Annotated in this window: 3 protein-coding genes; all 3 read right to left on the bottom strand. The window is 62.5% G+C overall.

All coding sequences use genetic code 11. The features are described 5' to 3' along the window. A partial coding sequence (locus JHD77_RS31740; RefSeq protein ID WP_033979402.1) for a DUF2786 domain-containing protein occupies positions 1-184 on the bottom strand: 184 nt, incomplete at its 3' end. Continuing rightward, the gene (locus tag JHD77_RS31735; RefSeq protein WP_128709433.1) at positions 184-870 is read right to left on the bottom strand and encodes a hypothetical protein; all 687 of its coding nucleotides are present in this window, start codon (positions 868-870) and stop codon (positions 184-186) included. The genes JHD77_RS31735 and JHD77_RS31740, both read right to left, overlap by 1 nt. Further along, positions 867-1,472 (bottom strand): hypothetical protein, encoded by a 606-nt coding sequence (locus JHD77_RS31730; protein ID WP_426772605.1) that lies wholly within the window; start codon positions 1,470-1,472, stop codon positions 867-869. The genes JHD77_RS31735 and JHD77_RS31730 overlap by 4 nt, the downstream gene beginning before the upstream one ends. Positions 1,473-1,650 lie beyond the last annotated feature (178 nt).

Raw genomic sequence — 1,650 nt, 5'->3', positions numbered from 1 at the left:
TTCGAGTGGGAACGCACGCGGTTTCCACCGTGTGGGCCGAGATCTCCGCTTCGCTGAGGTCGAACTGGCGCTTCAGGATCGCGGCCTGGCGCAATGCGGTTTCCGCCTCGTTCGGCGTGGCCCCCTTGGCATTCGCCAGGGCCATCAACTTCTCGACCTTGGCAAGGACTTTTTGCTTGTCCATTACGCGCTCCCCTTGCAGCAGGTTGAGCCCTGCTCGGTGGCGGAGCGGTCCAGGCGCTCGATCTCGGCTAGCACCAGAGCGCCGGCGCGTACCAGGTTTTCGCGCGCCGACTTAGGCTTCCACCACTCTTCGTCCCAGGGCCAGAACAGTGCAGAGCCATTCCGAATGCCGCCCGGCCAGTCGGTGCCGATGCCGCCGGCATGGAGCGCGTAGCAGCCGGCTGCCAGGGCGATCTGGCCAGCGCTAGCGTCGTCGTTGCTGGTATCGAAGCCTTCGACGGCGATCTGGCGCCGGCGCTCGGCCTGTACATCGAGCCAGGCCTGCGGAACAGGGGAGAGGTTTGAAGTTGGGTAAATTCGGTCTGCGACCTGTCTTACCCGGTCGACAATAGCCAGGGCTGTTACGTCGCCCAGCGCTACCTCCAGGGCGACGAGCAGGTTGGCCATCAAGAACTGCTCACGCTCGTCCGCGTGGCTTTTTGCGCTTGGGCGCCTGTTCCAGTCGACCTGTGCTGAATACCTCGCTGTTACCGGGTCTGGCTCGCAGTAGGACGGCCCGATGTGAACCTGGCAGTCCAGGCATTCAATGGCACAGTTCCAGGCATCGGTGTCGAGCAGCTCGGGTTCCAGCATTCGAAGGTTCTTGCTGCTGCAGAGCGGGCAGGGCTTGAGCTTGGGGTCACTCATGGCCTGCCTCCCTGCCCGTCGTCGGTGCTGGGCTTAGCTTGGGAGGAGCCGGCGGCGAGCATGGCGTGTACCTCGCTGATTGCATCGTTGAATGTTGCAGCTCGCTCGGGATCTCCAGCATGCGACGCACAGTCCTTTAATTGTGCGATCAGCTTCTCAGCGTCCAGCACCGCGCAGTGCTGAGCCTGGGCTACTGGGGTGGTGTAGAGTTTTTGGCCAGGCTCCAGCCAAGGCCAGATATCCGCGTAAGGCGCTACCCTCATCTCGCTTGACGCGCGCATCACACCAACGGGTTCCTGCTTCTCCAACTTGGCCAGCTTCGTTTCAAGCTCCATGACCCTAGCCAGGGCGGCGTCGCGCTGATTCAAGGCCTTGGCACAAGCCTCGCTGAGCAGGCGCTCATGCTGTTCTGCTGCCGCATCGAGATCGATTGGACTCAGGTGCTCTCCGAGCGGTCGCACGCACTGGCACACCGGGCCGTTATCGGTATCGTGGATCGACAACACGAACCAACCGGCGCCTTCGGGCCGCGTTGGGATCCACTCGCTGTATCGTTGGTCCGAACGGGCAGAGTCGTAGAGGCGAGGCGCATCCGACTCCATGAAGACGTTCTGCAACTCAAGGCCAAGCCGGCGTAGCGTTTCCTGCGCCTCGTTGGAAGAGCAGTTGTCGGCAAGGTCCGGATAGTTCGGATGGGTCCAGAAGCCGAACTGGTCGCGCTCGACCAGGTGGGCTTGAATCATAGGCTTCATGCCAGCCCCCCCTCGCTCATGCCAAGCA

This window comes from Pseudomonas sp. P20, from assembly GCF_016463925.1.
GTDB lineage: Bacteria > Pseudomonadota > Gammaproteobacteria > Pseudomonadales > Pseudomonadaceae > Pseudomonas > Pseudomonas aeruginosa.
This window is presented reverse-complemented; position numbering and strand designations above follow the sequence as displayed.

What these genes read in the sequence shown, in the direction of transcription:
- JHD77_RS31735 (WP_128709433.1), bottom strand. Translation starts at nt 870, where the DNA reads ATGAGTGACCCCAAGCTCAAGCCCTGCCCGCTCTGCAGCAGCAAGAAC.
- JHD77_RS31730 (WP_426772605.1), bottom strand. Translation starts at nt 1,472, where the DNA reads ATGGAGTCGGATGCGCCTCGCCTCTACGACTCTGCCCGTTCGGACCAA.